Here is a 23,200-nt window from a genome sequence, read left to right as displayed (position 1 = left end):
TGGGTAAAAGATCATGGCGACCGAAATCCGCGTGCCCACGCTGGGCGAATCTGTCACCGAGGCAACTATCGGCCAGTGGTTCAAGAAGGTTGGCGACGCCGTCAAGGCCGACGAGCCGCTCGTGGAACTGGAAACGGACAAGGTGACGCTGGAAGTCAACGCCCCCGCCGATGGCGTGCTGGCGGAGATCACAGTCAAGGAAGGCGAGACGGTCGAGGTCGGGGCGCTGCTCGGCACCTTCAGCGCCGGCGCTGGCGCGGCTGCTGCCGCTCCGGCCCCTGCGCCGAAAGCTGAGGCCGCCCCTGCTCCTGCCGCGGCGCCTGCTCCGGCCCCCGCCGCGCCCGCAAAGAGTGGTCTGGAAAATGGCCCCGCCGTTCAGCGCATTGCATCCGAAACGGGCATCAACCCTGCCAACGTGCCTGGCACCGGCAAGGATGGACGCGTGACGAAGGGCGATATCCTTGCCTTCTCTCAGGCGCCTGCCGCTGCTCCCGCACAAGCTGTCGTAGCACGTGCGCCAGTCCCCGCTACCGACGAGGCGCGCGAGGAACGCGTGCGCATGACCAAGCTGCGCCAGACGATCGCGCGCCGCCTCAAGGAAGCGCAGTCGAACGCGGCCATGCTGACCACGTTCAACGATGTCGACCTGACGAACCTGATGGAATTGCGCTCGCAGTATAAGGATGCCTTCGAGAAGAAGCACGGCGTCAAGCTGGGCTTCATGGGCTTCTTCGTCAAGGCGACCGTGCAGGCGTTGAAAGACGTTCCAGCCGTTAACGCCGAGCTGGACGGCACGGACCTGATCTTCAAGAATTACTACCACATCGGCGTGGCTGTCGGCACCGAGAAGGGCCTTGTCGTTCCGGTTGTGCGGGATGCGGATCAGCTGTCGGTTGCCGGCATCGAGAAGAAAATCGCTGAATTCGGTCGCCGCGCCCGCGATGGCCAGCTCAAGATCGAGGAAATGCAGGGCGGTACGTTCACCATCTCCAACGGTGGTGTGTACGGATCGCTGCTGTCCACGCCGATCCTGAACGCGCCGCAGTCGGGTATTCTCGGCATGCACCGCATCGAGCAGCGGCCGGTTGTGTACAAGGGGCAGATCGTTGCCCGTCCGATGATGTATCTGGCGGTGTCATACGATCACCGCGTCATCGACGGCAAGGAAGCCGTGACCTTCCTTGTCCGTATCAAGGAAAACCTTGAGGATCCGGCGCGTCTCGTGCTCGACCTTTGATCCCGGCGCGCCCCGAAAGGGGCGCGTACCATTGCATTTCAATCGAACGATCGGCAGGGCCGCGGCGCACCGGCGCGCGGCAGACAGGAAAAACCCATGTCATATGATCTCGTGGTAATCGGCACCGGACCCGGCGGCTATGTTGCTGCCATTCGCGCATCCCAGCTTGGGTTGAAAACCGCTGTTGTCGAAAAACGCAAGACGCATGGCGGCACCTGCCTCAATGTCGGGTGCATTCCCTCCAAGGCTCTGCTGTTCGCTTCCGAGAAGTTCGAGGAAGCGGGACACTCGTTTGCCGACTTCGGTATCACGGTTTCCAAGCCCGAGATCGATGTCGCGAAGCTTCAGGCCTTTAAGCAGGACGGCATCGACGGCAACGTCAAGGGTATCGATTTTCTGTTCAAGAAGAACAAGATCGATGTCTTCCATGGAACTGGCCGCATTGCCGCTGCCGGTAAGGTTGAGGTGACGGCGGAAGACGGATCGACCCAGACCGTCGAGGCGAAGAATATCCTCATCGCCACGGGTTCTGATGTTGCGAAGCTTCCCGGCATCGAGATCGATGAGAAGGTCGTCGTGTCCTCGACCGGCGCGCTCGCGCTTGATAAGGTGCCGGCAAAGCTTGTCGTTGTCGGTGCCGGTGTCATCGGCCTCGAACTGGGATCGGTGTGGCGCAGGCTCGGTGCGGAAGTGACCGTTGTCGAGTTCCTGGATCGTATCATCCCCGGCAATGACGGTGAGGTGGCAAAGCAGTTCCAGCGCATTCTCACCAAGCAGGGCGTTGTGTTCAAGCTCGGTACGAAGGTGACTGGCATTGAAAACACCGGCTCCGGCGCAAAAGTCACCGTCGAGCCCGTCGCCGGCGGCGCTTCCGAGGTGATCGAGGCGGATGTCGTGCTCGTGGCAACGGGTCGCGTTCCCTACACCGCCGGTCTTGGCTTGCAGGAAATCGGTGTGGCGCTCGATCAACGCGGCCGCATCGTGGTGGACGATCACTATCGCACAAACGTTCCGGGCGTCCTTGCCATTGGTGACGTTATTGCCGGTCCGATGCTTGCGCACAAGGCTGAAGAAGAAGGCGTGGCCGCCGTCGAAATTCTGGCCGGCAAAGCAGGCCACGTGAATTACGGCGTCATTCCTGCCGTCATCTACACCACCCCTGAGGTCGCTTCTGTTGGCCGCACCGAGGAAGAGCTGAAGGAAGCCGGCGTTGCCTACAACATTGGCAAATTCCCGTTCACGGCGAACTCGCGTGCAAAGGTCAATCATCAGTCGGAAGGTTTCGTGAAGGTGCTTGCCGATGCCGCGACTGACCGCGTGCTTGGCGTTCACATCATCGGCCCCGAAGCAGGTGAGCTTATTCACGAGGCAGTCGTGCTGCTGGAATTCGGCGGCTCGGCCGAAGATCTGGCTCGCACCACCCATGCCCATCCGACACGCTCGGAAGCCGTGAAGGAAGCGGCATTGGCAGTCGACAAGCGCGCCATTCACATCTGATTGTTCGGAAAAGTGATGATATGCAGCAACGCCGGCTATTTTTAGCCGGCGTTTTTGTTGTCGTGGATCGCTGCTATCGCATGAGCCAAGTCGAGTGTTCGCTGGGCAATGGCCACGTGCAATTCTTCGATCATGCGCCCCTCGAACGCAACCGCGCCTTTGCTGGCATTCTCAGGCGCTGAAAATGTCGCAATCATTGCCTGAGCTTCGGCAATTTCTTCGGCGGTGGGACCGAAGGCTGCATTGGCGGCGTCGATTTGCGCCGGGTGGATCAGTGATTTGCCATCAAAGCCGAAATCTCGCCCTTGGGTGCATTCGGCGGCAAATCCATCCGCATTTCGAAAATCGTTGTAAACGGAATCGATGACGGCCAACCCGCTGGCGCGCGCTGCAAGCACAACCGATTGCAGCCACGGAATGAGGGATGCCCTCGCGGGGCCGGGTCTGACGCCGGTTTCACGCGCCAGATCGTTGGCGCCGACGATAAAAAGATCGAGACGATTTGCCGGCTCACTGGCAGTGCTGGCAATTGCATCCGCATTCAGCACGCCGCGTGCCGTTTCGATCATGGCCCAAAGGCGCACCTTTGCCGGCGCACCAAGTGAATCGAGGCGTGCAGCAATATCGCGAATGGTCTGGGGGGAGTATACTTTAGGTATGGCCACTGCATCCGGCGCAACACGCGCCGCGAGTGCCAGATCGGCCTCAAACCACTGTGTGTCTGGTGCGTTGATGCGCAACGCTGTTTCGCGTCCGCCGAAGCCTTGCCGCAATGCTTGTTCGGCTTGCGCCCGCGCCGCATCCTTGACGCCCGGGGCGACGGCGTCTTCCAGATCGATGATGACACCGTCGCTGGAGAGGCCGCGCGCTTTTTCAAGCGCGCGGGTATTGGAGGCCGGAACGAACAGCAGGCTCCGGCGTGGCTTGACAGCCATGGTCACGCAGCCGTCCAGCCGCCATCGACAGGGATAACCGTTCCGGTGATGGAGCGGGCTTCGTCCGATGCGAGGAACAAGGCAAGGGCAGCCACTTCATCGACCGTGACGAATTCCTTGGTCGGCTGCGCTGCGAGCAGCACGTCCTTCTTCACCTGCTCTTCGGTCAGGCCGCGAGCCTTGGCGGTGTCGGGAATCTGCTTCTCGACCAGCGGCGTCCAGACATAGCCGGGTGCGATGGCGTTGGCGGTGATGCCGAAAGTGGCCGTTTCCAGCGCCACGGTCTTGGTCAGGCCGGCGATGCCGTGCTTGGCCGCGACATAGGCGGATTTGAAGGGCGAAGCCACCAGGGCATGAGCGGAGGCCGTGTTGATGATGCGGCCGAACTTGCGCTGCTTCATGCCCGGCACAGCGGCGCGGATGGTGTGGAAAGCCGCCGAGAGGTTGAGAGCGATGATCAGGTTCCACTTCTCGACCGGGAACTCTTCCACCGGCGAGACGAACTGCACGCCGGCGTTGTTCACGAGAATGTCGACGCTGCCGAAAGTCTTTTCCGCTTCGACGACGAGGTTGAATGCTTCATCGGCCTTCGACAGGTCGGCGGCGGAGTAGAATGCCTTCACGCCGAACTCGTCTTCGATGCCGAGGCGCTCTTTCTCGATGTCGGCCGCGTCGCCGAAACCGTTGATGACGACATTCGCGCCCTCACGCGCATAGGCGCGGGCGATGGCGAGGCCGATACCGCTGGTGGAGCCGGTAACGACGGCAGTACGCGATTTCAGGGACATGAGCGAAAGCCTCCTTGGCTTGCCTTGGGGGAACGTAATTCCGGAATGCAGAAGCTGATTCCGGCCGGACTGTTTTCACCTTTCCTCGAAATGCCAAAATAGTCCGGGTTGTTGACTGTGAGCGAGCTTTTGGAGCGAACTCCCGAAACCAACTCTTATTGATCCGCTGGTTTTCTCCGAGTGGAAAAAACTCCACGGATCATGCGCTGACGAAAGTGTGCGCGGTGGATTGTGGTCCCGCAAGCGGTGACGCCACCACGGGTGTCCGGGGCGGCACGGCCCGTATGAAGATGACCGGGCATGGCCGAAAACGAAACTCCCTCGCATGCGACGCCGGTGGCGGCGAAGACCCGCCGCGCACGATTGGCGGCCAGCCATCATAGGCCGGTTTTCTCCTCCTTATGTGACACTTGCATCAATCGCCGGCACAGGACAGGGAATTGTGTTACAATGGAAACACGATGTATGCCCGATACCGGCCGGTGGCCGGATTATTGTGTACAGGAATGTTGACAGGGAAAGGAGACAGGCGTGAGCGCCCACCCCGTCCATGGCAATTCAACCGGCGCTGGCCGGCCGAAAGTTCAAGGCGACGCCTCACGCGGCGGCGCCCATCATGATGACGGGCAGCACGTTCATCAGCACGACGGCGATTGCGAGCATGCAACGGAACGCGCCGCCATCGCCGCCGATGCCATGGCGCTGGCCGAAGCGACGTGTGTGGAACGCGGCGTGCGCTTGACGCCGATCCGCAGCGATGTGCTGGAATCGCTTTACACCACTCACCGCCCGCTCGGCGCCTATGACATCGCGGAAATCATGGCCCGGGAGACACGGCGGCGCGTGGCGCCAATCACCATCTATCGGGCGCTTGAGTTTCTGCTGGAGCAGGGGTTCATCCACAAACTGGAAACCCGGAATGCATTCATCGCCTGCCCCCATGCGCATGAGCCGGGAGAACTGGTCGCCTTCCTTATTTGCGATGTTTGCGGTGGTGTCGATGAGGTGTCGTCCCTGCCTTTCAGCAGGGCGATGGCGGATGTGCTCTCGCATGCCGACTTCGCGCCGCGTACGCGTGTGGTGGAAATCGGCGGGGTGTGTGCGCATTGCGGCCATGCAGCCGTGGGCGACGATTCGGTTGCCGAGCCCGCCCGAATGAGCGATACATGAGGCGAATGGCCGGATACTTTCGCGGTTCCGGCTCCCGATCCGAATGATCGCAGACAGGTTTCCCAGCAGGCTCCATCGCCGATGAACGTTGCTCCCGTTTCCGTCGCTGCCGAGGCTCGTCCGGCCGCCCGCCACCGCACCGTCGCCGTCGATGTCGGCGGTATTGTCGTGGGAGGCGGCGCGCCGATCGTCGTCCAGTCGATGACCAACACCGATACGGCTGATGTTGCGTCCACCGTCAAGCAGGTCGCGGCGCTGGCGCGGACCGGGTCGGAGCTGGTGCGCATCACCGTCGATCGTGATGAGGCCGCCCGCGCGGTGCCCTATATCCGCGATGCGCTGATGGTGAAGGGCATTGAGGTGCCGCTCGTCGGCGACTTCCACTATATCGGCCATAAACTGCTGACGGATCATCCCGCCTGCGCCGAGGCGCTGGCGAAGTACCGCATCAATCCCGGTAACGTCGGCTTCAAGGACAAGCGCGACAAGCAGTTTTCCACCATTGTCGAGATTGCCGCCAAATACGGCAAGCCGGTGCGCATCGGCGCCAACTGGGGGTCGCTCGATCAGGAACTGCTGACCCGGTTGATGGACGAGAACTCGAAAAGCGATGCCCCGTTGGAGGCGCGCGCCGTCACGCGCGAGGCGTTGGTGCAATCGGCGCTGATTTCTGCCGCGCGGGCGGAGGAAATTGGGCTTGGCCGTGATCGCATCATCCTGTCGGCGAAGGTCTCGGCGGTGCAGGATCTGATTGCCGTTTATCGCGATCTGGCGCGACGGTCCGACTACGCCCTGCATCTGGGGCTGACGGAAGCCGGCATGGGATCGAAGGGCATCGTCGCTTCATCTGCCGCGCTCGGCATTCTGCTGCAAGAGGGTATCGGCGATACCATCCGCTATTCGCTGACGCCGGAACCCGGCGGTGACAGGTCGCTGGAGGTCCGCGCCGCGCAGGAGCTGCTACAGACGATGGGGTTTCGGACCTTCGTGCCGCTGGTCGCCGCGTGCCCGGGGTGCGGGCGCACGACATCCACAGTGTTTCAGGAGTTGGCGCGCGACATTCAGCATTGGATCACGTCATCCATGCCGGAATGGAAAACGCGCTATCCGGGCGTGGAAAATCTCAATGTCGCTGTCATGGGCTGCATCGTCAACGGGCCGGGAGAATCGAAACACGCCGATATCGGCATTTCGCTTCCCGGCACCGGCGAAACGCCGTCGGCGCCTGTATTCATCGATGGCGAAAAGGCGATGACGCTCAAGGGAGCCGGCATCGCCGATGAGTTCAAGACGCTCGTGAACGATTACATCGAGCGTCGTTTCGGTTGAACCCGCCCTTTACTGGCAGGGATGGCGCTTGCCGTCATAGCCAAGATAGGTGCCCGATGCCGGATCGAATGAGCGATACTTGTTGGCGCAATAGGCCAGCCATGAATTGCTCGGCTGCGGCGCGGCCCGTTGCTGGGCTGTGAGTGCGCCGCCGATGATCGCGCCAGCCGCCAATCCCAGCGCTCCGGCCGCAGCTGCTGCACCGGGATCGTAAGAGTACCGCGGCCCGCGATAATAACGCGGCGGCGGTGGCGGCGGCGGTCCCCAGTAACCCCGAGGCGGCGGGCGGCGATAGCCATGATAATGCCGCGGGGGCGGCGGTCCGCGGTAATAGCCGGGCGGCGGCCCCCTGTGTGGGCGATAGCGCGGCGGCGGCGGGCCATAAGGCCCGTAATATTGAACATTCACAAATGGTGAGGCTTCGCCGCCGTCGAAAACGGCCGGTTGAACCGGCACGCTGGCCGATTGGGCGCTGGCCTGGGCCAGCGGCACCAGCGACATGGCCACCGCCGGGACGATGGCGAGGCATATCCGGGTCATGCGCTGCAGCAGCGGTTGCGATGGGCGGCGCAGGCCGGAACGGTCGTGCATAAGAACGGACATCGCGTTATTGACCTCCTGTCCGTTTCCATCGGGAAACGGTAAGCGTTAGAGCAGTCTGCGTTCGGGCCGATTGATCGTGTTGAACGCAAGTCGCAGTAGAATGTAAGGTTTTAGAGCCGAAGTCCCAATTCTATCTGAACATCTGAAGCTCTAAATTGCCTGTCGATCAGATGGATGCATCTTATCGGCAAGCCTTGAGTCACAATCGGAAAGTCAGGCTGGTTTCGCATGTCGAGAGAATGCAAAGATCACCCGGCAAAGGCCCCCGACTGACAGACTTGTGAAACGACAGACTCACAACGCCATCGAGCTGCTGCTGTTTATCCCCCACGATTCTCGTGCCCGACGAGTCCTGACTGATATTTGGCCAGTCTCCTGTGTCTGCAATAAGGCTGCTTCTTGTCAGCTTTCGTCCATAATGTTACAAAAAATGCAATGATTGTCCTGTCAAAAGGCGCGAAAGGCGCCGTAACGATCATGGATGTCGTTCCAGCGCTCCAGATGTACTGACCTGACGTTTCAGGTTTGCAAGCCAACCGGTCAAAGCCTGCCGAGCTGGCATCGACAACCTCTCGCCGCTCTCATCGAAATGCGGAGACGGTCAGTTTTGCAGAAACGGTTTCAGCGGCTGGATGGTTCCACCGGCGGGGAGGTATTGCCGGATCGCATCCACGACGGGTGTTTTTGCGTCCTCAAAGTAACGCGTGATCTGCTGCCGCGCGCGTTGTCCAAGAGCAGCGCAAAACGCCCTGTCATCGTAAAGGCGGCGCAATGCGGCGGCAGCGGCGTCGATGTCCGGATCGGCCCACGTCAGTCCCGGCGCGACATAAAGCTCGCTGGGATCGTGGACCGGAATCTGGCGCGACGGAACGAGGCACGCGCTGTCCTCGGTCATGAAATCGAGATTGCCCGACCAGCCCGTTGCCACAACCGCGCGCCCTGCGAGCATCGCCTGCGCGGGCACCAGGCCGAAGCCTTCAGCCCGGTGCAGCGAAACGATGGCGTCGGACGATGCGAACAACGACCACATCGCCTTGTCATCGAGCGTATCCAGCAGCAGCCGGATGCGTGGATCGTCGCCGATGAAGGCGCGGACGTCAGCCAGCGCCTGCGCTTCCAGATGCGCATCGCCGAGCTTGAGTATGAGCACGGCATTGTCGTCCTTGCCGAAGGCACGCCGGAAGGCTTCCACCGCCGCAAGCGGATTCTTGCGCGCCAGGCTGGAGCGAAGGCTGGCCACGACGGTTGCGACGAAAGTACCGTCCGGCAGCCCGAAGCGTGCTCGATCTGCCACGAGATCGGTTGGCGCGCTCATAATATGAGGAACGATCCGAATCGGCACCTTCACGCCTGCGTCGGCAAAAGCTGTGCGCACGAATTCTGTTGGCACCCACAGTTCATCGACCAGCGACAGCGGCTCCAGCCAGTCCTCGGGAATACGCGCCAGTTCCCAGACGCAATAGCCGATGATGTATTTGTCCGCCAGAATAGAGGCCGGCAGAAAATTCAAGGCATAGCCGAATTGTCCCGGATTGAAGTTGAAGATCACCGTGCCTGGCCCCGAGGCATCCGGCATTTCGCTGGTTTTCTCGCCTGTTGCGAAGGCATGGCCGATGTCGAAGTCTCGGATCGGTACGCCGGCCTCAGCCACCAGCGCCCGCGTGAGGCGGGCACTCCAGCCAAGCCCCAGCGGACTCGACAGGAAACCACACATGAAGACAGGCGCCTGCGGCGCTTGCAGCCTTTGCCCTGTGCGGCGCGGCAAGGGAATGATCCGCGCTACGATCCGCCGGCGCAGACGCCGGGGGATAAGACGCCACAAACGCACCAGACCCAGCCGGAACCATAATTGCGGCACCAGACGCAAAGTCTGCTTTGTCCATGAAAGCGAATCCGGCGCGTTGCCCGTGTTTCGAGGCTTGTCGTTCATGCGTAGTGCTTCAGGTGAAGCGCCGGATGGTCGTGTGAGTGAGGAAAACGTTGCTCAACCTGTCATCCGGCGACGATTGACAGTGAATACCGATTGATCTCTCGCACACTACAACATGAAACGGAAAAGGCGAGGGTTGTTTGACGCCTTCACACACTGTATCGCGCCGGAACTGTTCAGAGTATCCGCGGTCTACGTATCCAGAGACGCCGCGACTGCGCTGACGGGGATCTTGCGGCCGTTCGGCCGGCGACCTTTTGCATTCAGTCGGCGGCCATCCTGCCGTTCGGAAGAACTCTCCCCGCCATGCTTCAGTGTCTCGCGCATCTGCTCAAGCTCCATGGTCTTTTTGCCCAGCAGGCGCTGCAACTCATGCACCTGCTCCTGCAGGTCCTGAAGCTCTTTCGTGAGAACCGTCATGTCGTGCGTGGCATTTTGCCGGCTCGATTGCGATGTGCTGTCTTCATCCTCCGATTTGTCGAACAGAATAGCGAATGTCACCGGATCGTAGTAGCGCAGGATCTCGCGCACGAAATCCGACAGATCCACCCGAATGGCTTCCGCCCATGCTGCGTAACGATCCGGCGGAATGCGACCGTGTCCGGTTTCGATCTGGGAAATGAAGGTATAATATTCGACACCAAGAATTTCGGCCAACTGTCGTTGCGATAAGCCGGCGCGCTCACGCCTTTCCTTGAGCCATCTTCCCCCAAGGCGGCGAAGCTCTTTCGTTTCGTTTGTCTGCCTTTGGTTCGTATACATGAAATCACCATAATTAAATAAAAAAATATACAAATAGTGTTAGAGAAAAATAAAAAAGATAATAAAAATTCTTTATATATGTTATATATATTTGTTGCTTATAAGTTAAAGTTAATAAATTTAGTTGTATTATTAAAATTTATTATTCACATATTACTTCAAGTTTGTGAACATAGCAAGTCATTTGATTCGGATGCTTTTTTGGGTCAATCGTGGAATATTTCGCCGCTGCTGAAGCATTCCATCTGCGGCTGTATCCGGCATGCGATCTGTTGTCGTGCGCAGACGAATAACGCGGCTGACTGCTTCGGTGGCCACCATGTAGAGATCGCCTCCACGCAAAGGGCGGCTGATCGCATCTGAAAGGGCGATGAATGACCAGTTGAAGCATGTTATGTGAAGAAGGACGTCGTCTGTGAATGGATCCGTCACGGAGAACCATGGATCGGCTTCGTCCGACATACCCCAGCCGATTTCGGCAACAACCCCATTCTGTTCAAGCAGCTTCGCAGCATGTTGCAAAATAGCGAGTTCATCTTCATCCCATCCAGATGAACGCATCGTCGTCGATGTCGATAAGCCGCATTCACCCCATGACATCATAGGCTCCCGTCTCCTTGTTTTTTGATATTGTTCAGTCAATTTTCATAAAACAGGAAAGCGTCTGAAATTTTATGCTTCCGTTAAATTTGCAAAATAATATAATGCTAATATTTAAAAACAAAATTCAATGCAGTTTAAAATTTTATATATAAATACAATTGAATATATATATCATAGGGAAACTATATATATTTTATATTGCAATATGACTCGCAAAAATTTTACAAAGAATTTAAAACTTAAAAATCTCGCATCAAGTGTAGGTTATTAGTTTATTATTATGCATTTGTAAATGTATTAATATATAAATATTATAGCAAAGTGTGCACTTGTGCGTATCGAGCTGTGGGCTTGCAGGTATGGATTGTTATTTGATATAGATGCGAAGGCTGGGTGCCGCTGTGGTGCTGGCCGTCGATATGTCGACAAGAGCGTCTCCTGCTGCATGAGATCTGTTGATCCAGGCAGGATGCGGAGCAAAAAAGCGGAATGCTCTCCGGCGGTGGTCGGGAAGGGTGATCCGATGGAATCTGGACGACGGGTGCGTTCCTTATGACAAGTGATATCGCAGGGTTACGGGGACAGGCTGCCCGATGGTTTGGGCAGGCATGGAGCGCCGTGGCGGGACGCGTTTTCGGTGAAAAAGAGGATGCGCTCGTTGCCGCGGGGGATTCCGGCAAAGCGTCTCTTCATAAGGGTGAGAGCGCGCTCAATGCCGCGCTCCTTGCCGCACGCCCGGCCATTCTCACCGCTGTTTTCTTCAGCCTGTTCATCAACATCCTGGGCCTGGTGGGGCCGCTGTACATGATGCAGGTCTACGACCGTGTCCTGTCCAGCCGCAACATCACCACCCTTGTACTGCTCACACTCATTGTCGCTCTCCTGCTCGCCACCGGCGCGATTCTGGAAAGCGTGCGTACCAAGGTGCTCGTACGTGGCGGAATCGCTTTCGATAGCGAGGTCAAGACGGAAGCGTTCGATGCTGTCCAGCGCGCGACCATCCATCAGCCGTCGCAGGGCCATACGCAGGCGTTGCGTGACGTCGACACCGTGCGCGAGTTCTTTACCGGCGCGGGCATCATAGCCTGCTGCGATCTGCCATGGGTGCCGGTTTATGTGGCCGTGGCATTCATGCTGCACCCGCTGTATGGATTCTTCGCCATTGCGGCTTGCGTCATCTCCGCCATTATCGCGGTCGCCAACGACCGCGCCACACGATCCACGCTGGAAAACGCCACCCGCGCCTCCATCGTCGCCAATGGTCAGGCAACAGCGACCTTCCGCAACGCTGAGGTGTTGCAGGCCATGGGGATGATTGGCAGGCTGCGTCAGCGCTGGGAGGAGAACCGCGACGCGGCGCTCGGCTGGCAGGCCAACGCCTCCGATCGCGCCGGCTTTCTGATGGCGGCGAGCAAGTTTCACCGCATGTTCTCCGGCAGCCTCGTGCTTGGCATCGGCGCTTATCTCGCCATTAATCGAGAGATTTCGCCGGGCATGATGATCGCAGCGTCCATTATCGTCGGTCGCTGCACGCAGCCGATCGAGGTGGCGATCAGCAACTGGAAGGGCTTCGTCGGGATGCGCGGTGCATTCAAGCGCGTGCAGTCGCTGCTGCGCCTCGCGCCGCCTCCGGGCGAGCGCATGCTGCTGCCAGATGCCCAGGGCAACCTTTCCGTGGAAGGGCTGGTAGTTCGCGCTCCGGGTCGTGACCTGCCGGTGCTCAAGGGGGTGTCCTTCGCCATTCAGGCTGGCACGGTTCTGGGCGTGATCGGCCCCAGCGCCGCCGGCAAGTCGAGCCTGGCGCGCGCCATTGTCGGTGTCTGGCCCGCGTTGTCGGGTTCCGTTCGCCTCGACGGTTCGGACCTCAAGCACTGGGATCCTGACCAGCTTGGCCGTTCGCTCGGTTATCTGCCGCAGGACGTGGAGTTGTTCAGCGGCACCGTGGCCGACAACATTGCGCGCTTCGACGTCATCGACGAAGCGAAGATCGTGCAGGCCGCGCAGATGGCGGGTGTGCATGAGATGATTCAGCACCTTCCGAAGGGCTATAACACCGAAATCGGCGATAGCGGTCAGACGCTTTCCGGCGGCCAGCGCCAGCGCATCGGCCTTGCCCGTGCCGTTTACGGCATGCCGGCCCTCATCGTGCTGGACGAACCGAACGCCAGTCTCGACGCGGCCGGCGAGCAGACGCTGATGAACACCATCCGCGCGCTGAAAGATGCAAACCGCACCGTGGTACTCGTCACCCACAAAACGAACATTCTGACCCTCTGCGACGCTGTTTTGATGATCGCGGATGGTACTGTCCAGGCTTTCGGCAAGCGCGACGAAGTTCTGGCGCGCGTCATGGGGCCACGCGTGGTGAATCAGCCGGCAGTTGCGGACGGCGGCGCGCGGCAGGCACGGCCAATTACAGCTCAAGGTTAGCGCCATAAGGTCGTACTTTGCAGTGGCGCCGCTTGCGGTTCGCCTTGATTGGTCCCAATTAGGGGTATCAATTGCTGGAAATAGGTCTCCTTGGTGACGGGAATGACAGAAGATGAATGAAGTAGCCCCGAAAATCTCCAGTGATTATCGCCCTGTCGCCCGGGTGGGCTATGCGGTGATTGTTCTGACATTCGGTTTGCTGGGCGGATGGGCTGCGCTGGCTAATATCGACAGCGCGGTTGTGTCCAGCGGTGTCGTGTCGGTCGAGAGCAAGCGCAAGGCAGTGCAGCATCTTGAGGGCGGTATCGTTCGGGAAATCAACGTCACCAATGGCACCCGCGTTGATGCCGGGGAAGTGCTTTTCCGTCTCGATGCGACCTCTTCGGACGCCAATTACGCGGCCACGCGCCATCAGCTCGACATGGCTCTGGCCATGGAAGCCCGTCTCGTCGCCGAGCGGGATACGCAGGCAGAGATGGTTTTTCCGCAAGCTTTGATGACTCGCGCCGGCGATGCCGAAGTGAAGCGCATCCTCGATGACCAGGTCACGCAGTTCCGTGAGCGTCGTGCGTCGCTGGAAGGGCAGATCGCGGTGATGAAAAATCGCATCACGCAGTACCAGTCCGAGATCGAAGGTCTTGAGCGTGAGCACCAGTCTGCCGAACAGCAGCTTTTCTTCATCGACGACGAACTGGTCGGCGTGAAGGCGCTGGCCAAGAAGGGGCTGGTTTCCAAGACGCGCGAATCGTCGCTGGAGCGCGAAAAAGCCCGCCTCGACGGCATCATCGGCCGCAACCAGGCTGACAGCGCCAAGGCGCGGAACGCCATCGGCGAGATCGATATCCAGATTCGTCAGGCGCAGCAGCAGTTTCAGGAACAGGTCAGCGAGCAGCTCGCCGATGTTCGGCTCAAGCTGGGCGATCTGCAGGAGCGCATCCGCGTGGTTGAAGATGTGCGCCATCGCATCGATGTGGTCGCGCCGCGTGCGGGCATCGTTCACAACCTCAAGGTATTCACGCTGGGCGGCGTTGTCCGCCCTGGCGAGACATTGCTCGAAATCGTGCCTGACGACGACGATCTGGTTGTCGAGGCGCATATCGAAGTCACGGATATCGACCGTGTCCATTCCGGCCTGCCGGCGGAAGTGCGCTTCCCCGCCTTCCACAGCCGCACCACACCGCTGATCATGGGCACGCTTCAGGACATCTCCCGCGACCGCCTGACCGATGAGAAGACCGGCGCACCGTACTTCCTGGCGCTGGTGGCCGTGCGGGATACCGACGTGCCGCCGGACCTCAAGCAGCGTTTGCGGCCAGGCATGCCGGCTGACGTGATTTTCCCCACCGGCGAGCGTTCCGTGCTTGACTACCTCACCCGGCCGCTGACAGAAGCAGTGACGTCGTCGTTCCGTGAAAAGTGAGGTTGTCCATGTCCGATAATCGCCCGGTTCCCTTCATCGCCATGAACCGTTTCAATGTGTTGAAGGGGAATGAAGAGGCATTTGAGCAGGTGTGGCTTGAACGCGATATTCACCTGCACACGGTGCCGGGATTTATCGAGTTCCATCTGTTGCGCGGGCCGCAGGGGGAGGAGCATACGCTGTATTCCTCCCACACCGTCTGGCGGTCCAAGGCCGATTTCGAAGCGTGGACGCGATCCGACGCTTTCCGCGCCAGCCACCGCAATGCCGGTGGGCATAATCCGCTTTATGCCGGGCCGCCGCAGTTCGAGGGCTTCGAGGTTTTGCAGACCGTGTTCAGCGATGGCAGGCGCGAAAACAGCACCGCCGAATAACATCCGGAGTTAAAAAAGCCGGGATCTGTCCTGTCAGGGTAGATCCCGGCTTTCTATTATTGCCCCCGCCGGGCTTGCGTGGCGAAGCGCACGGCTTCGTCGGCAGCACGGAATTGTGCGCGGGCCTTGTTGATGCATTCCTGCAATTCGCTCTCGGGATCCGAATCGTGCACGATGCCCGCGCCGGCTTGCACGGACATTCTCCCGTCCTTGATAACGGCCGTGCGCAGAACGATGCAGGTGTCCATTTCGCCGCCAGCGCCGAAATAACCGATGCAACCGGCATATGGCCCACGCTTCTCACGCTCCAGCTCATCGATGATTTCCATCGCCCGGACTTTCGGTGCGCCTGATACGGTGCCGGCCGGAAAGCCTGCCGCCAGTGCATCGATGAGGTCGCTGCGCGAATCGAGCCTGCCGACCACATTCGACACGATGTGCATCACCTGGCTGTAATATTCGAGATAGAAGCTGTCCGTCACCCGTACCGAACCGATTTCGGACACACGGCCCACGTCGTTGCGGCCAAGGTCGAGCAGCATCAGATGCTCGGCCCGCTCCTTGGGATCGGCGAGCAGTTCGGCTGCAAGCGCGGCGTCTGCCGATGGCGTCTCTCCCCTGCGGCGCGTGCCCGCGATGGGGCGTATGGTGACTTCGCCATCCGATACCTTCACCAGAATTTCGGGGCTGGAACACACCACCTGAAAATCGTTGAAGTCGAGATAGGCGAGGTAAGGCGATGGGTTGGAGCGCCGCAGCGCGCGGTATAGCGACAGCGGCGGCAACGGGAAGGGGGCATCGAACCGCTGCGACAGAACGACCTGAAAGATGTCGCCCGCTGCAATGTATTCCTTGGCTTTTGCCACCATGGCGCGGAACGTATCCGGCGGGGTGTTCGAAACCGGCTCCGGCGCGGCGATGGTGCCGGGGTCCACAGGCGCATCGTGCGGCAGCGGAGATTCGAGCGCCAGCACAGCCTCGTCGAGACGGGCGAGCGCGGCTTCAAAGGCCTGGCGCGCACTGACACCAGGGCGGGGCCGCACAGGTGTCACCAGTGACAGCGCGTCGGTCACCGAATCGAAAACGGCAAGCAGCGTGGGCCGCACCATGACGGCATCCGGCACCCCGAGCGCATCGGGCGGCGGCGACGGCAGGCGCTCCATCTGGCGCACCATGTCGTAGCCGAGATAGCCGAACACGCCGGCGGCCATCGCGGGCAGGCCGCGCGGCAATTCGAGCCGGCTTTCGGCCAGCAGCGCGCGCAGGCTGTCCAGCGGCGGGCGGGTGTCGGTTTCCGGCGGCTGGCCATCACGCGAGACCTCGACCGCACCATCGTTGCAGCGCCAGATGATATCCGGGTTGAGGCCGATGATGGAGTAGCGTCCGCGCGCTGCACCGCCTTCAACGGATTCGAGCAGCAATGACGGGCCGCGGGCAATGGCCTGCAACTTGAGATATGCCGCCACGGGCGTTTCAAGATCCGCGACCAGCGTGACGGAAACGACGTCAGGCACACCAGCGTTGTAACGGTCGGTGAATTCCGCCGGGATTGCGGTGTCAGCCATATTTCCCACCTTATCGAACCAGCTTTTTGCGGTTTGCAACCGCTCGCGTATGGACTTTCATGCCTGGGGCGCCGCAGCGCCCCGGACGTCTCTCAAGAAGCCTCGATCGTTGAAAGCAGCGTCACAGCCCTGCGGTGTCGAGGCCGGTCGCTGCCCTGAGCGCCTCGGGATTGACGGTCGGCTTCAGCTCGGCTTGACGCTTGCCGATATATTGCGTCAGCAGATCGTCGGCGATCACGGAGCTGAGCTGCTCGGTCACGGCGGCGGTGCGCGGCTCCGCAATGTCGAGAGGCGGTGTCGTTACTTCGGTCACCTGGAACAGCACACGTCCCGCGGAAACCGCAGCCGAGCCTGCCTTGCCCTTATGCGTTGCGAACACCTGCTGCACCACAGCCGGCGGCAGACCAGCGGTCTCGCCGGACCGGGCGATGCCGGAAGCGGTCGTGAGCGGTGAGACGACAGCCTCCTGCGGCAGCGAGGCGATCACCGTCTCGAAGCTCTCGCCGCCATCAAGGCGCGCGGCCAGCTCACCGACCACTGCCGTCAGCTTGTCCGCGGCGGCTTCTTCGCGCCAACGTGTCAGCGCATCGGCGCGGGCTTCCTCAAAGGTGCGGTCGCGCTCCGGAGAGACATCCGTGACGTCGTACCAGATATAGCCGGTGCCGGTGCTGGTCTGCTGGCGCAGGGGCGCGTTATCGGCGCCGACATCCGAGGCGAAGGCAGCGGTGATCAGCGCGGCGGCTTCCGGCAGATCGGTGATCGGCGCGCCGTCCCTGTCCTGCCCGGCGCGGTCGATGGCGGGGATCGTGCGCAGCGGCAACTGCTTTTCCTCGGCGATCTCGGAAAGTGGCCGCATGGCGGCACGGGCTTCCTCGATGCTGTCGTGCAGGGCCTCGACGGCTGCGCGTGCTTCATCGATGGCAATGGCGAGTCGGACAGCTTGCTCCACCTCACCGAAGGACTGGACCGATGGCGGCGTAATCGACACTACACGGGTGATGACGGTGCCGAAACGGCCCTGAACCGGCTGGCTCACGCCGGGCTCCACAAGCGCGAAGGCGGCTTCCGCCACGGCGGGGTCGAACACCGCATCGCGGGCCACAAGGCCAAGATCGTAATCGGTTTCAGCCACGTTGCGTTCGGCGGCGATGCTCTCGAAGGTTTCGGCCCCGCCGTCGGTCAGGCGGCGATAGGCTGCGTCGGCATCGGCTTGCGTCGGGAAGACGAGTTGCTGCACGTGGCGCGTTTCCGGGGTGCCGTAGCGGTTTTCCTTTTCGGCCTCGTAACGGGCCAGTGCCGCCTCGCGGCTTACAGCCTCCGGCTTTGCCAGCGTCTCGGGTTCGATATCCAGCACGGAGAGGCTGCGGAACTCGGGCAGGCGGAACAGCTCCGGCCTCTCCTTGAACCATGCTTCAAGCATGGCGTCATCGGGATCGGCGACGGGGCCGGCGGCAGCCGGCGCCAAGGTGGCGTACTGAGCGGTGCGCCGCTCCGTGCCATAACGGTGGAAAGCAGCCTGCATGGCGCGCGACGGCGCGATGTCGCCCGCGATGCTTTCCGCGATCTGACGGCGGGGCAGAACCGCGCGCTGCTCGGCGACGAAAGCCTGTTCCGTGATTCCTGCATTGCGCAGGGCCGAATCGAAGGCCGCGCGGTTGAAGTTGCCGGCGCTGTCACGGAACTGCGGCTCACGCGTGACGACGGCGACAATCGTCTCGTCCGGCACGGCGAGGCGCAGATCGTCGGCAATCGTATCGAGCACGGCCTGGCTCACGAGCTGGCCGAGCACCTGCTGATCGAGGCCCATGGCGCGCGCCTGCTCTGTGCTGATGGGCATGCGCAACTGCTGCTGCAGAGCTTGCAGGCGGGCCAGATATGCCTCGCGCATCTCCTCCACGGTGATGGTCCTGTCCCCGATTTCCGCAACCTGGGTTGCGACGGGGTAGATGAACCAGCCTGAAATGCCCCAGATCGCGAACGACAGGATGAGCAGGCCGAACAGGACAAAGGTCACGGTCTTGCCGAGCCAGTGGCGGCCGGAGTTGCGGAGGAGTTGCAGCATGGTTTCGATCGGGGTCCGGGGCACAGGGGGTGGACGAGGACGAAGGTGCGAGACGATACGCCGCCGCCCGGTGCGAGGCCCGGCCGGACCGCGTTCCGGAGCCGCGAAGCGCCGCTCGCGCGATTTCTAGCGATAAAGGGGAAAAGCCTTTGCCGCAAGCCCGTGTAGCGAGTCCATATGGCAACTCCACGTGAGGATAACCCAACGAGTAGTGAGGACAGCCCGGAAGAGAGTCCAGGTGAGGAGTTTATGTCCCAGGCTTTTGCGTCAAGTCTTTGCGTGTGGAGGCATTGTTGTTGACGGGACACGAAAACACGGTATCGCCTCTCATGGTGCAACGTGTATGATGCAGCGTCATGTTCGCGGAGAGGGCAGGGCCCTGTTATCCGGAAATTCCAGGTAAGGAATGTAGAAATGGTTCGTGCAGTGATCATCATGGCCGTCTCCCTGACGGCATTCCCCGTTTTCGCCGCGGGACCTGCCGGGCAGTCCCGCGGGCAGGATGACAGCTTCCTTCATGCCGCGCCGCCTTCCGGCGGTGGCCGGGTGCCTAACTATGTGGCCGATTCGGCCAAGGGTCAGCCATTCGATCAGAATGATCGGCGTCGCTTCGAGCGGCCTTATCTTTCTGGCGAGTCGACGGGTCTGAAGGTTCCGACACGCTGAGGCTGGGTTTGGGCCGAGTTTGGGCCAAGCTGACGCAAAGTCGCGCGTTGCGATTGCTTGCCGGTTGTTTCACGATTCTTTTCAGAATTGTTAAAACTATTTTGCCGGGCAATATATCTATTGTCGATTGCGGGAGTGTCGTCTTTGGCGGCGCTCTCTTTTTTATCGCATACAGTGCAAAGCATGATAGATATGTCGCGATTCGCGACGTATTATTCAGAATTGCTGCATATGATGGCGCGAACGGCAGAATGTGACCATCAAGAGGCTGGGCGATGAACGATTTGGTAAAGACATTGACCGCCGGTGCGGCGGCTGTTGTGGCATTTGCAGGCGGGTTGTTGCTTCCCGCCGGAATCGGGGGTGGATACGCGGCTGCGCAGGACCAGAATGCCGCGGCACCGACCACACCCCAGCGCGTCGAGACCACGGTTTACAACGCGTGGACCGTGACCTGCCGCGACCTTGAGGACAAGAAGAACGATTGCGCGGCTATGTTGCGCGTGGCCGACAAAGACAGCGGCAACATCGTTCTGGTCTGGGTCGTGGGTAAGGATCAGGCGAACAAGCTGACTTCCGTCATCCAGACGCCGACCGGCGTCCAGCTTGCGCCGGGCGTGAGCCTCAAGGTCGGCAGCGCAGCCGCCCGCAAGCTCGCATACACAGCCTGCTCGCCGAACCAGTGCGATGCGACGCTGCCCGCTGATGCGCCGTTCGTCAAAGAAGTGACCGCCGGTGCCGAGGCAACCGCTACGATCACGCTCATCGATGGCCGCACAGCCGAGTTCAAGTTCCCGCTCGACGGTTCCGCGGCGGCGCTGAAGCGCGTGGCCGGAAGCTGAACGGTCTGCTCCCGATCAGACGAAACCGATCAGACGGTCAGCCTTGACCGCCTGATCGGTTCTGGTGACGTGCATGGTTTGGTCATTGCGCTGGCGTGGCGGCCTCGCGTGCTGATATAAGGCGCATCGTAAAGCCCGTGGGTGCCGGATCGCGCGTCGGCATTCAGCATGGAGGAACTTCAGGCGAGGCAGATGCCATTTTGTCTGAAGCCACTTCAATCATAATCTGTCGCTTACCGGAGTTTCATACAAAAGCCGGAAAGCAATGGGGTGCGCGCCGGTGACCGGATGCGACCATGATCTCCATTACCCATTTCATCGCGATTGACGAAGACGAGGTTGCAGAAAGCTTCATTCAGGCAACCGGCCCCGGCGGGCAGAACGTCAACAAGGTCGCTACTGCCGTGCAGATTCGCTTCGACGCGCGCAACTCGCCCAACCTGCCCGAAGACGTGCGCGAGCGCCTGATGGCATTGGCTGGTCAGCGGCTGACGCGCGACGGCGTGATCGTCATCACTGCACGGAATTTCCGCACGCAGGAGCGTAACCGGGCCGATGCTCTGCAACGTCTGGTTGATTTGATTCGCGAGGCGGCGAAACGGCCAGCTATACGTCGTCCCACCAAGCCCACGAAGGCATCAACGCGGCGGCGGCTTGAGGAAAAGTCGCGCCGGTCGGGCATCAAGGCTATGCGCGGCAATCGTCCGCCGGTGGATTAAGATTCGGGTGAAGCCTCGCGCTGCGCTGGTCTGGCGGTGTTGCTGTCTGCTGTTTTGCCGATTGGCTCACGCCGGCGGATAGCGATGGGTGTTGCCGCGAAAATCGCGAACGCGCCAATCGTCAGTATCTTCTTGCGCAACGGCCTCGCATGGACCGATGGCGGCCTTGCCGTGGCCGCCGGGGATATCCAGGACGTAAGTGGGTTGGCACAGGCCGGAGTAATGGCCGCGCAACGCGCGCATCAACGCCTGTCCCCCGGCAATCGAGGTGCGAAAATGGCTTGTTCCGGGCGCAAGGTCGCCATGGTGCAGGTAATAGGGCTTGATGCGATTCTCCACAAAGATGCGCATCAGCGCGCCGAGCGTTTCCGCGTCGTCGTTGATCCCGCGCAGCAGCACCGACTGGCTCAACATGACGATGCCATTGTCGACGAGGCGCGCGCACGCTTCGCGGGCTTCCGGTCCGAATTCGCTGGCGTGATTCGCATGTAGCACCACGTAGACGGCCTTGCCCGGCACACGCAGCGCCTCCACCAGCGCCGGGGTGATGCGCTCCGGCGCGACGACCGGCACGCGCGTATGCCAGCGCACTACCTTGACGTGGTCCACGGTTGCCAGCCGGCTCATCAGGTGCGCGATACGGCGCGGGGCCATGATCAATGGGTCGCCGCCGGTCAGAACGACCTCCCAGATTTCCGGGCGCGAGGCGATATAGGCAATGGCGGCATCGAGTGCTTCGGCTCCGAGCGCGCTTTCCTTGCCGGGGCCGACCATCTCGCGGCGGAAACAGAAACGGCAATAGACCGGGCAGACGTGCACCGGCTTGAGCAGCACGCGATCCGGGTATCGGTGCACGATGCCCTCGACGGGCGAATGCGCGTGGTCGCCGATGGGATCATCCCGCTCCTGCGGCGTCTGCACGAGTTCCCGCGCATCGGGCACGAACTGGCGGGCCAGCGGATCGTCGGGGTTGTCGCCGTCGATCATCCCGGCGATCGTCGGCGTGATGGCGACGGCATAACGGGCGGCGACGCGCTCGATGTCCGCCTGCTGCTGCGGGGCGACAAGTCCGGCGTCCGCCAGTTCATCCGCGTGGCGCAGGGTGTGCGCATTCAGGGGGGCGGGCCGGGGCTTGCCCTCGCGGAAGGGCAGTTCCTCCACCGGCATCGGAACCACGGTATGCGTCATGGCCGGTCTTCCGGAATGGAAACGGGCGCCCACAACACGTCTTCGATGCGCGCGGCATCGGTGGCGAGCATGACCAGCCGATCGAGGCCGAGTGCGATCCCGCTGGTCGGCGGCATGGCCGGCAGCAGCGCCAGCAGGGCCTCATCGAGGGGATAGCGCTCGCCGTAGACGCGCTGCTTCTCGTCCATTTCCAGCATGAAGCGGCGGCGCTGCTCCACCGCGTCGGTCAGTTCGCCGAAACCGTTGGCCAGCTCGACGCCGCAGACGAAAAGTTCGAAACGCTCGGAGAGGCGCGGATCCGCGCTTTGGCGGCGGGCAAGAGCGGCTTCATGGGCAGGGTAGGCATCCAGAAACGTCGCACGGCCATGGCCCAGATGCGGCTCGATACGCTGGTTCAGGATGTGGCTGAACACGTCCGACCACGTATCGTCCGCAACGATGCGCACCCCGATGTCAGCGGCGGCCTGCGCCAGCGCATCGCGATCCGGCGGCGCGGCGGGATCGTCCGGAATGGTGGCGAGCAAATCGATGCCGGTGAAATGGGTGAAGGCGTCCGCCACGCTGATGCGCTCGGGCTCCGCGAAGGGATCGGCGATAATGCCGCGAAAACGCAGCTCGGCGGCGTTCGCCGTTCTGGCGGCAAGACGCAGCATCGCGGTGCAATCGTCCATCAGCGCTTCATAGGGGGCGTGGGCGCGATACCATTCGACCAGCGTGAACTCGGGATGATGCAGGGGGCTGCGCTCGCGGTTGCGGTAGACGCGCGCGAAATTGACGATGCGCGATTCGCCGGCCGCGACCAGCTTCTTGCAGGCGAATTCGGGCGACGTGTGCAGATAAAGAGGACGCTCCGCATCGCCCTCGATAAAATGCGTCAGGAAGGCGTGCAGGTGTGCTTCGTTGCCGGGTGAGCGCTGCAGGGCAGGTGTCTCGACCTCGATGAAGCCCTCGTTCTCGAAGAACGCGCGCAGCGCGGCCATAATGCGCTGTCGCACCATGAGGCGGGGGCGGCGGGCGGCATGGTTTGCGGGCGTGAAGATTTCCGGAGCGAAAAAATTGCCGGATTCGGTCATTGAATCG

Annotated in this window: 20 protein-coding genes; 10 read left to right on the top strand and 10 right to left on the bottom strand. The window is 61.1% G+C overall.

Going from position 1 to position 23,200, the window contains the following annotated elements:
- Positions 1 to 13 precede the first annotated feature (13 nt).
- Entirely contained in the window at positions 14 to 1,237 is a 1,224-nt protein-coding gene (gene odhB / locus FHS81_RS06560) for a 2-oxoglutarate dehydrogenase complex dihydrolipoyllysine-residue succinyltransferase (protein ID WP_183751230.1), read from the top strand.
- Between the two features lie 96 nt (positions 1,238 to 1,333).
- A complete protein-coding gene (lpdA, locus tag FHS81_RS06555) occupies positions 1,334 to 2,734 on the top strand; it encodes a dihydrolipoyl dehydrogenase (RefSeq protein WP_183751229.1) in 1,401 nt (466 codons plus the stop codon).
- A gap of 41 nt (positions 2,735 to 2,775) precedes the next feature.
- On the opposite strand, the gene FHS81_RS06550 is transcribed toward lpdA, so the two are convergent.
- Positions 2,776 to 3,669: an HpcH/HpaI aldolase/citrate lyase family protein gene (locus FHS81_RS06550; protein WP_183751228.1), complete on the bottom strand. Its 894-nt coding sequence runs from the start codon at positions 3,667 to 3,669 to the stop codon at positions 2,776 to 2,778.
- Positions 3,670 to 3,671: 2 nt separating this feature from the next.
- A complete protein-coding gene (locus FHS81_RS06545; RefSeq protein ID WP_183751227.1) occupies positions 3,672 to 4,457 on the bottom strand; it encodes a 3-hydroxybutyrate dehydrogenase in 786 nt (261 codons plus the stop codon).
- A gap of 531 nt (positions 4,458 to 4,988) precedes the next feature.
- On the opposite strand from FHS81_RS06545, the gene FHS81_RS06540 reads away from it, so the two are divergent.
- Positions 4,989 to 5,627: a transcriptional repressor gene (locus tag FHS81_RS06540; protein ID WP_343052435.1), complete on the top strand. Its 639-nt coding sequence runs from the start codon at positions 4,989 to 4,991 to the stop codon at positions 5,625 to 5,627.
- An 81-nt stretch (positions 5,628 to 5,708) separates the two neighbouring features.
- Positions 5,709 to 6,956, top strand: a complete 1,248-nt coding sequence (ispG, locus tag FHS81_RS06535; RefSeq protein WP_183751226.1) for a flavodoxin-dependent (E)-4-hydroxy-3-methylbut-2-enyl-diphosphate synthase — start codon at positions 5,709 to 5,711, stop codon at positions 6,954 to 6,956.
- 9 nt (positions 6,957 to 6,965) lie between these two features.
- Here ispG and FHS81_RS06530 read toward each other — a convergent pair whose 3' ends face one another.
- From FHS81_RS06530 to FHS81_RS06515, 4 genes are all read right to left on the bottom strand, one after another.
- Positions 6,966 to 7,559, bottom strand: coding sequence for a BA14K family protein (locus tag FHS81_RS06530; protein WP_246374792.1), 594 nt, complete (start codon positions 7,557 to 7,559; stop codon positions 6,966 to 6,968).
- A gap of 601 nt (positions 7,560 to 8,160) precedes the next feature.
- Entirely contained in the window at positions 8,161 to 9,489 is a 1,329-nt protein-coding gene (locus FHS81_RS06525; RefSeq protein WP_183751225.1) for a glycosyltransferase family 4 protein, read from the bottom strand.
- A 192-nt stretch (positions 9,490 to 9,681) separates the two neighbouring features.
- Positions 9,682 to 10,251: a helix-turn-helix domain-containing protein gene (locus FHS81_RS19340; protein WP_428982434.1), complete on the bottom strand. Its 570-nt coding sequence runs from the start codon at positions 10,249 to 10,251 to the stop codon at positions 9,682 to 9,684.
- Positions 10,252 to 10,431: 180 nt separating this feature from the next.
- A complete protein-coding gene (locus FHS81_RS06515) occupies positions 10,432 to 10,854 on the bottom strand; it encodes a hypothetical protein (RefSeq protein WP_183751224.1) in 423 nt (140 codons plus the stop codon).
- A gap of 552 nt (positions 10,855 to 11,406) precedes the next feature.
- On the opposite strand from FHS81_RS06515, the gene FHS81_RS06510 reads away from it, so the two are divergent.
- The 3 genes from FHS81_RS06510 to hmuQ all read left to right on the top strand — a co-directional run bounded on the left by FHS81_RS06510 (position 11,407) and on the right by hmuQ (position 15,078).
- Positions 11,407 to 13,284, top strand: coding sequence for a type I secretion system permease/ATPase (locus tag FHS81_RS06510; protein WP_183751223.1), 1,878 nt, complete (start codon positions 11,407 to 11,409; stop codon positions 13,282 to 13,284).
- Positions 13,285 to 13,396: 112 nt separating this feature from the next.
- Positions 13,397 to 14,704 (top strand): HlyD family type I secretion periplasmic adaptor subunit, encoded by a 1,308-nt coding sequence (locus FHS81_RS06505; RefSeq protein WP_183751222.1) that lies wholly within the window; start codon positions 13,397 to 13,399, stop codon positions 14,702 to 14,704.
- Positions 14,705 to 14,712: 8 nt separating this feature from the next.
- Entirely contained in the window at positions 14,713 to 15,078 is a 366-nt protein-coding gene (gene hmuQ / locus FHS81_RS06500) for a heme-degrading protein HmuQ (RefSeq protein ID WP_183751221.1), read from the top strand.
- Positions 15,079 to 15,134: 56 nt separating this feature from the next.
- On the opposite strand, the gene trpE is transcribed toward hmuQ, so the two are convergent.
- Positions 15,135 to 16,643 (bottom strand): anthranilate synthase component I, encoded by a 1,509-nt coding sequence (trpE, locus tag FHS81_RS06495; RefSeq protein ID WP_183751220.1) that lies wholly within the window; start codon positions 16,641 to 16,643, stop codon positions 15,135 to 15,137.
- A gap of 121 nt (positions 16,644 to 16,764) precedes the next feature.
- Positions 16,765 to 18,705, bottom strand: coding sequence for a peptidylprolyl isomerase (locus FHS81_RS06490; RefSeq protein WP_183751219.1), 1,941 nt, complete (start codon positions 18,703 to 18,705; stop codon positions 16,765 to 16,767).
- Between the two features lie 414 nt (positions 18,706 to 19,119).
- On the opposite strand from FHS81_RS06490, the gene FHS81_RS06485 reads away from it, so the two are divergent.
- From FHS81_RS06485 to arfB, 3 genes are all read left to right on the top strand, one after another.
- A complete protein-coding gene (locus FHS81_RS06485) occupies positions 19,120 to 19,371 on the top strand; it encodes a hypothetical protein (protein WP_183751218.1) in 252 nt (83 codons plus the stop codon).
- 275 nt (positions 19,372 to 19,646) lie between these two features.
- Complete coding sequence (locus FHS81_RS06480; RefSeq protein WP_183751217.1) at positions 19,647 to 20,213, top strand: invasion associated locus B family protein; 567 nt, start codon at positions 19,647 to 19,649, stop codon at positions 20,211 to 20,213.
- 296 nt (positions 20,214 to 20,509) lie between these two features.
- Entirely contained in the window at positions 20,510 to 20,932 is a 423-nt protein-coding gene (arfB, locus tag FHS81_RS06475; RefSeq protein ID WP_183751216.1) for an alternative ribosome rescue aminoacyl-tRNA hydrolase ArfB, read from the top strand.
- A gap of 66 nt (positions 20,933 to 20,998) precedes the next feature.
- On the opposite strand, the gene FHS81_RS06470 is transcribed toward arfB, so the two are convergent.
- Both FHS81_RS06470 and epmA read right to left on the bottom strand, forming a co-directional pair.
- Positions 20,999 to 22,120, bottom strand: coding sequence for a lysine-2,3-aminomutase-like protein (locus tag FHS81_RS06470; protein ID WP_246374790.1), 1,122 nt, complete (start codon positions 22,118 to 22,120; stop codon positions 20,999 to 21,001).
- Complete coding sequence (gene epmA, locus FHS81_RS06465) at positions 22,117 to 23,193, bottom strand: EF-P lysine aminoacylase EpmA (RefSeq protein ID WP_183751215.1); 1,077 nt, start codon at positions 23,191 to 23,193, stop codon at positions 22,117 to 22,119. Before epmA ends, FHS81_RS06470 begins: the two co-directional genes overlap by 4 nt.
- Between the last annotated feature and the right edge of the window lie 7 nt (positions 23,194 to 23,200).

This window comes from Pseudochelatococcus contaminans (assembly GCF_014195635.1).
GTDB classification, from domain to species: domain Bacteria; phylum Pseudomonadota; class Alphaproteobacteria; order Rhizobiales; family Beijerinckiaceae; genus Pseudochelatococcus; species Pseudochelatococcus contaminans.
Note: the sequence above shows the minus strand (reverse complement) of the source record. Positions and strands in the feature narration are given on the sequence as shown.